General features: G+C 60.5%; 4 protein-coding genes. 3 read left to right on the plus strand and 1 reads right to left on the minus strand.

Annotation, left to right across the window (positions count from 1 at the left end; genetic code table 11):
- Positions 1 to 77: 77 nt before the first annotated feature.
- Positions 78 to 683: a TetR/AcrR family transcriptional regulator gene (locus ABIB66_RS04710; protein WP_354204193.1), complete on the plus strand. Its 606-nt coding sequence runs from the start codon at positions 78 to 80 to the stop codon at positions 681 to 683.
- 21 nt (positions 684 to 704) lie between these two features.
- On the opposite strand, the gene ABIB66_RS04715 is transcribed toward ABIB66_RS04710, so the two are convergent.
- Positions 705 to 2,195 carry an amidase gene (locus tag ABIB66_RS04715; RefSeq protein ID WP_354254212.1) on the minus strand — a complete coding sequence of 497 codons (1,491 nt, stop codon included), beginning with the start codon at positions 2,193 to 2,195 and terminating at the stop codon, positions 705 to 707.
- Between the two features lie 265 nt (positions 2,196 to 2,460).
- Between ABIB66_RS04715 and rnz the strand changes: the two genes are divergently transcribed.
- Positions 2,461 to 3,363 (plus strand): ribonuclease Z, encoded by a 903-nt coding sequence (gene rnz, locus ABIB66_RS04720; RefSeq protein WP_275167360.1) that lies wholly within the window; start codon positions 2,461 to 2,463, stop codon positions 3,361 to 3,363.
- A gap of 226 nt (positions 3,364 to 3,589) precedes the next feature.
- The gene (locus ABIB66_RS04725) at positions 3,590 to 5,341 is read left to right on the plus strand and encodes a DUF6538 domain-containing protein (protein WP_354254214.1); all 1,752 of its coding nucleotides are present in this window, start codon (positions 3,590 to 3,592) and stop codon (positions 5,339 to 5,341) included.
- Positions 5,342 to 6,553: the final 1,212 nt, after the last annotated feature.

The raw sequence follows: 6,553 nt of genomic DNA on the forward strand, positions 1-6,553 counted from the left end.
GAAAATAAAGCGAGAACAAATAGATAGGATCAGGCGTTAGGCTGAGGGACGACGTCGGTTTCGAGGAGAACAGGTACATGGGCATGGGACGCCCCCGCGAATTCGACGCCGAAGCGGCGTTGGACCAGGCGATGGAAGTGTTTTGGCGCCATGGCTATGAGGGTGCCACGATCGCTCAGTTGACCGAGGCCATGGGGATCAATCCGCCCAGCCTCTATGCCTGTTTCGGCAACAAGGAAGGGCTGCTGAAGGCCGCGCTCGACCGCTATACCAAACTGCGCAACGTCTGGATGGACGAGGTGGTGGCCGCGCCCACGGCCCGCGACGTCGCCGAGCGGATGCTGATGGGCATCGCCGACAAGCAAACCGATCCGGCCAACCCGCCCGGCTGCCTGCTCGTGCAGGGCGGCATTGCGTGCGGCACCGGATCAGAGAGCGTCCCTTTTGAACTCGCCGCCCGCCGCGCCGAGAACGAAGATCAGCTCCGCGATCGCTTCATTCGCGCAAAGGCCGAAGGCGATCTCAAGGAGAGCGCCGATCCCGCGTCACTCGCACGCTATGTCTCAGCGGTATCCGTCGGTATGGGCGTGATGGCGTCTTCGGGCTCCGACCGCGAAGCGTTGCAGCAGGTCGCGAGTGTCGCCGTGCAGGCGGTCGAAGCGCAGTCGGCCAACAGAACTTAATCGCCCTCGATCAGCTCGCCATTACTTGGCAGCCAACGACGGCGGCGGGACGAAGCCGCCGAACTCGAGTTCCATCAGTCCGGCGAGCGCAATCGTGGTGCGGTCCTCGAGATAAGGCCCAATGATCTGGACGCCAATTGGCAGACCCGATGGCGTGCGCTCGATCGGAACGGCGGTCGCAGGCAATCCGCAGGTCGAAGCGGGGTCTGCCCAGATGAAGCACGCATCGGCATAGGGATAGAGCTGTCCATCGATATCCAGTTGCCGCGCGTCGAACGGCTCGGACTGGTCCTGTGGAAAGGCCGGCACGGCGGCGGCCGGGTAGATCACTGCGTCGAAATCGCGGAATAGCTCCTGCCATCGTTGCTGCAGCTGCAGGCGCGCCGCATCGGTCGCCAGCCATTCACGATGGACCATCGCCCAGCCCCGCGCGCGCTCGGCCTGCAGGCTGCGGTCGTCGGGCGAGAGTGCCGCGGCAACTCCTTGCGCCTCTGCGAGCGCGGCCGGTGTCAGGCGTGGACTTCGCGCCGCGTTCAGCAGCTTCATGTAGAGCCGCGCGGATTCGGCGAGATCGGGCAGCGACGCACTTGAGCGCGCGACCCGCGCACCTGATCGTTCGAGCCGTTCCGCCAACCGCCCGATGGCGGAACGCACGGCATCGCCTGTCGGCATCAACGGATGCGTATCGATCACGAGGATCCTGAAATCCCTGAGCTGGTCGTGTCGCGGGGCCGGCAACGCGAGACGATAGCCAATCCCGTCGCGTGTCTCGTCGGGGCCGGCGATCACGTCGAGCGCGAGCGCAAGGTCCGGGGCGGTGCGCGTCATCGGCCCGACGACGGCCAGATCGCCCTGGCCAGGCACGGGCGGCGCCGGCGGCAGGCTGTATCCGCGCAGCGGGACCTGGCCGAGGCTCGGCTTGTGTCCGAACACACCGCAGAAATGCGCGGGCACCCGGATCGAGCCCCCGATATCCGAGCCGATCGAGAGCGGACCGAACCCCGCGGCCAGCGCCGCGCCCGATCCGCCTGAGGAGCCGCCGGGCGATCGGCCGAGATCCCACGGATTGTTTGTCGTTCCGTAGATCTCATTGTAGCTCTGAAAATCCCGCAGACCGATCGGGATGTTGGTCTTGCCGATGATGACAGCGCCCGCCGCCTTTAACCGCGAGACGACAAGGGCGTCCTCCGCCGGTTGGAAATCCCTGAAATGCGGAAAGCCCCATGTTGTCGGCATGCCGGCGACGTTGAACGGTTCTTTCAACGTCACGGGGATGCCGAGCAATGGCTGCCGCTCGCCGCGGCCAAGCGCGGCATCGGCGGCGCGCGCGGCGTCTCTTGCGCGATCGAAATCGCGAACGATGACGGCATTGATCCGCCCGTCCAGCGCCTCGATGCGCGCGATCGTATGCTCGATCAACTCGGACGCAGAAAGCTTGCGCGCGTGCAGGGCGCTCAGCAATGTGCTGATCGAGCCGTAGTCCCAGTCAGTGGCGGTCAATCCGGGCGGCATCACGATCTCCATTGTCTTGCATCGCCGCGTCGATGTCGCTCGGCTGCAAATCGATCCGAGTATCGAGCATGCAATTTGGCAGATGGGATGAGGAGGTCGCGCAACGGGAACCAGATCTGTCCGCCGATCGGGGGCCGAAGGCGGCGGCTGGCCGCCAGATCGCGGGATACGCATTTCTTGCCGCACTCTATGCGGGATCGATGGGCTCTGTACGCGCTGCTGCTCACGTGGCATTGGGGGCGGTGAAGCTTGGACACTGACGAGCATGTTCGCCCTGACATTCCTTGGGACTTCGGCCAGCGTTCCGTCGGCGGAGCGCAACCATCCGGCTCTCCTGGTGGAGGCAGCGGGCAAGCGCGTCCTCATCGATTGCGGCGAGGGCACGCAGCGCCAGTTGCTGCGCAGCGGTGCGGGCTTTCGGCGGCTTGACCGCATTCTGCTGACGCATGCCCATCTCGATCATGTGCTCGGCATCCCCGGTCTCTTCTCGACGCTGGGGTTGCGCCAGCAATCGGACGTGATGACCCTCCATGGAGGGAAGGGTACGCTCGACGTCGTCATCCGCATGCTTGCCGGCCTGTGGGGCGCGGGCAGGGCGCCGATCCCTGTGGAGTTCGCGCCGCTGATCGAAGGACTGGTTATCGACGCCGGCGACTTCACCGTCGATTGCTTTCCGGTCCGCCACCGCGACACCGACAGCTTTGGTTTTTGCTTCCAGAGTCCCGCACGTCGCCATCTTGAGCGGGAGCGCCTCGCCGAACTCGGCGTTCCCGATGGGCCGCTGCGCGGAGAATTGGCTGCGGGGCGACCAGTCGTGATCGCCGGCCGCACGATCGATCCGGAAGACGTGCTGGGGCCGCCGAGCGGCGGCAGGAAGCTCGTGGTGATCGGCGACACCGAAACCACCGACGGGCTGTGCAAACGTGTGGCCGACGCCGATCTACTGGTGATCGAGGCGACCTTCCTCGATCGTGACGCCGCGACCGCACGGGACTATGGCCATCTCACCGCGCGCGAGGCGGCTTCATTTGCCGCCGCGAACAACGTCGGACAACTCGTGCTCAATCACATGTCGGGGCGCTATCGGGACGAAGAGATTTTGGCCGAAGCGACGATGATTTTTCCGAACACGCGAATTGCCGCCGACTTCGATCGCATCGTGATTTAGCGGTACCGCTCCAAGAGAGCGCAACCTCTGACGGTCTGATTGTGAGCTGGTTACCCGGAGTGGCTGGGGAACTAGGATGCTTTGTTACGAGCTTTTCCGGTCGTTAGAAGTTGTTGAAATATGTCAAGTAACTGCAAAATATCAGGATTTTTGAGTTCGGGTGGGTAGCAAATGTTACCAGCGACTGTTACGAAGATGCTTCGAATCCTCCATCAGTTCCCTATGCATGAGCTTGCCCAGCTATATCGTGAAACGCCAAGGCAGCCGCAACTTCTATGTGCGGGTGCCCATCCCCAAGGATCTGCAAACGCGGCTCGGGACGCCAGACAAGCCGAGGCGGGAGCGGTGGCAATCGCTCAACACCAGCGATCCTGCAAAGGCTAGGCTGTTAGGCCGGCCGATCATCGAGCAATGGGAGCGTGAATTCCAAGAGCTGCGACAACCAAAGCCGCTCACGCAGGAGGAGCTTCAAGGCGCAATCTGGAAGCGGTATGTCCAATTGATTACGGCAGACGAGAAATTCCGTCTCTCGTTGCCCACCGACGATGATATCAGACGACATTGGAACCAGATCGAGTCCGAGTTCGGCGACGTGTGGGATCGCGACTCGTTCTGGCAGCTCGAAGCTTTGCAGAATCTGTTTTCTGAGGACCAACGGGACCGGGCGGTTCGCCTCGCTGAGACGAAGGCTGAAGTTGCGCGCGGCGAAACGCGGAGTGTCGCAGCGGCCCTCCTTCAGATCGCAGAAGAACGACGGTTGAACATTGATCCAAGCAGTCCGGAGTACCGAAAGTTTGCGAACGGTGTTCAGCGTGCAGAGATCGAAGCGTTAAACAGGGCGTCAGAACGTGATGCTGGCGACTGGTCGGGGGAGCCGAAGGACAAGCTTGTTCAGCCTTCCAAGGTTAGTGCTCACCCGCCCGGGGAAGGAATTATTGAACTGTTCGATCGGTTTTCTCGCGAAGCGCCGGGGCGTGTCTCGCCCGATGGATGGGACCAAAACAGGAAAATCGTTCTTCTGTTTGATCAATTTGTTGGCGGCAACGCGCATATCTCTCAACTGAACCGGAAGACGGTACGAGCCTGGAAGGCAGAGTTGTTCAAATGGCCGCGCCGGGTCGCAGATACCAGCGCTTTCCGCGGCCTGAGCTTCTCAGAAGTGATCGCGCATAACAAGAAAGTCGGTAAGCCTGTAATCTCGCCGAAGACGATAAACAAATACCTAGCGGGGCTTGGCGGGTTTTCCTCCTGGCTGCTGTCAAACGGCTATCTGGACGAGCACGTGATGACAGGGATGTTTCTGGAGCTCGACCGCAGCAAGAAGCAGGTGTTCCCATTCGATCAACGCAAACTAGATGCCATCTTTTCGTCTCCCCTGTTTCGGAGATGCGAAGGTGATGGTTCTGAACACGTCAAAGGTGGTCGAGAGATCCGCGATTGGCGATATTGGTTACCCTGGTTAGCGCTTTACAGTGGCGCTCGCCTTGGCGAGTTGGCTCAGCTGCTGGTGAGCGATGTTCGACAAGAGCACGGCCAATGGATCTTTCACGTAACTACTGAGGGATCAGATGCAAAGCGAACCAAGACTGGCGGGTCTCAGCGAGTCGTGCCTGTCCACAGTAGGTTAATACAGCTAGGCTTCGATAAGTATCATGCTCGCGCAGTCGCATTTAATAGGAGGCAGCTATTCGATATAAAGCCCGACACTCGGGGTTATTTTTCCGGCGAGCCATCTAAATTTTTCGGAAGCTATCTTCGTGCGATCGGGATCAAGACGGGGCGTGATCTCAACTTCCATTCATTTCGGCACACCGCTGCGGATGCCTTTCGCAGAGCCGGTTACTCTGACGAGGAGTTTGCGCCGTTGTTTGGTCACACTAGGGCAACGATGACTGGCAAGTACGGCATCATCAAGCCAATGGTTCTCGCACAGCGAGTGACTATGATAGAATCGATCGACTATCCTGGGCTGCGCTGAATGGATGGAGATTAGGAAGGAATGCCGACCGCCGATTGGCACGGGCTCATTGCCCAACGATCATCGCCCTGACATCATTCGTGGCGATCGAGGAGCATCGGGCCGCTTGGGGCATCATGGAGCATGATAGTGCCACGAGCGGTGCCCGCGGACCTGGGTGCTGCGGCGTCCGACGCTCGCTCCGCTGGGCTCGCCCGAGGCCAGGCTTGTTGTCGTCGATGGTTGCGTCGGGACCCGCCTAACCGAGGACTTTCGCATGACCGTCGCCGCGATGGTTCCTCGCGCGACGAGCTCTTCCGTCGCGGGCGGCCGCTCAATCGGGGAGATGTGCGGCGCTTGGTCACTTCATGCCTTGCACGTGTTGGGCCCGCTTACGGTTCTGCCGTCTCGACGTCGCTCCGTTTCCTGGCCCTTGCCAAATTATCAAGACCATTCCGAAGGAACAGATGACACGGCTGTGAGAGGAAGGCTTCGAAGCAGTCGTCTAACAGCTCGGTCATAGGAATCCCAAGCTGACTAGCTGCATTCTTAAATCGCCAATGAAAATCCGGAGTGACTTTGAAGTTTAGGTCCTGCGTGGTTCGCATCCGCGGCTCCCGACCAGATGAGGGCATCTGGATTTGAGAAGACCCGCCACGGAGAAATTGACAACCATCAGAGTTTCAGCACCGCCCTGCAGGTTTCGACCTGATTGAATAAGTCAGGATTGACTTACATCTAGTCCCCCCTGGGTATTTGCTTGCTCCTCGATCGGGGCGTGTGCTCCAGAGTGGGTAGCTCGGGGCGGGGCCGTCCGCATACGCGCCCAAAGGTAACACGGCTTGCACCCGGCGGTTGTTGACGGCGTGTAGCTAATCCGGCCTTGTCGCTCGACTCCATGCGGGTCAGATATCATTCCCGGAGACATTCACTTCTTGTAGCGCCCCGCGCTGGCGAACGTAGTGAGTGAGAGAAGGAACGAAGTGACTGAACGAGGGAACGTAGTGAGCTCTTCTCTTCTTAAGCGGAACGTGACGCTGGGATTTGCTGAGGTTGCGGCAAATTATTCTTAGTTTTCAGGTGCTTAAGTTATCATGGTGTCTGGTTAGTCCACGTTGGGATGTCGGGTCAGCCTGTCTGTCAATCGGCTTGCAAATTTGACCCCTCATCGGCGTCCAATTTTGACCCCTTCGGGCGGCGGGGTTTGCTGGTAGCGCTCGTCTCGTCGGAGCT

Origin of the sequence: Bradyrhizobium sp. F1.13.3, from assembly GCF_040548265.1 — a bacterium.
In the GTDB taxonomy this organism is placed as follows: domain Bacteria; phylum Pseudomonadota; class Alphaproteobacteria; order Rhizobiales; family Xanthobacteraceae; genus Bradyrhizobium.

What these genes read in the sequence shown, in the direction of transcription:
- rnz (WP_275167360.1), top strand. Translation starts at nt 2,461, where the DNA reads ATGTTCGCCCTGACATTCCTTGGGACTTCGGCCAGCGTTCCGTCGGCG.
- ABIB66_RS04715 (WP_354254212.1), bottom strand. Translation starts at nt 2,195, where the DNA reads ATGCCGCCCGGATTGACCGCCACTGACTGGGACTACGGCTCGATCAGC.
- ABIB66_RS04710 (WP_354204193.1), top strand. Translation starts at nt 78, where the DNA reads ATGGGCATGGGACGCCCCCGCGAATTCGACGCCGAAGCGGCGTTGGAC.
- ABIB66_RS04725 (WP_354254214.1), top strand. Translation starts at nt 3,590, where the DNA reads ATGAGCTTGCCCAGCTATATCGTGAAACGCCAAGGCAGCCGCAACTTC.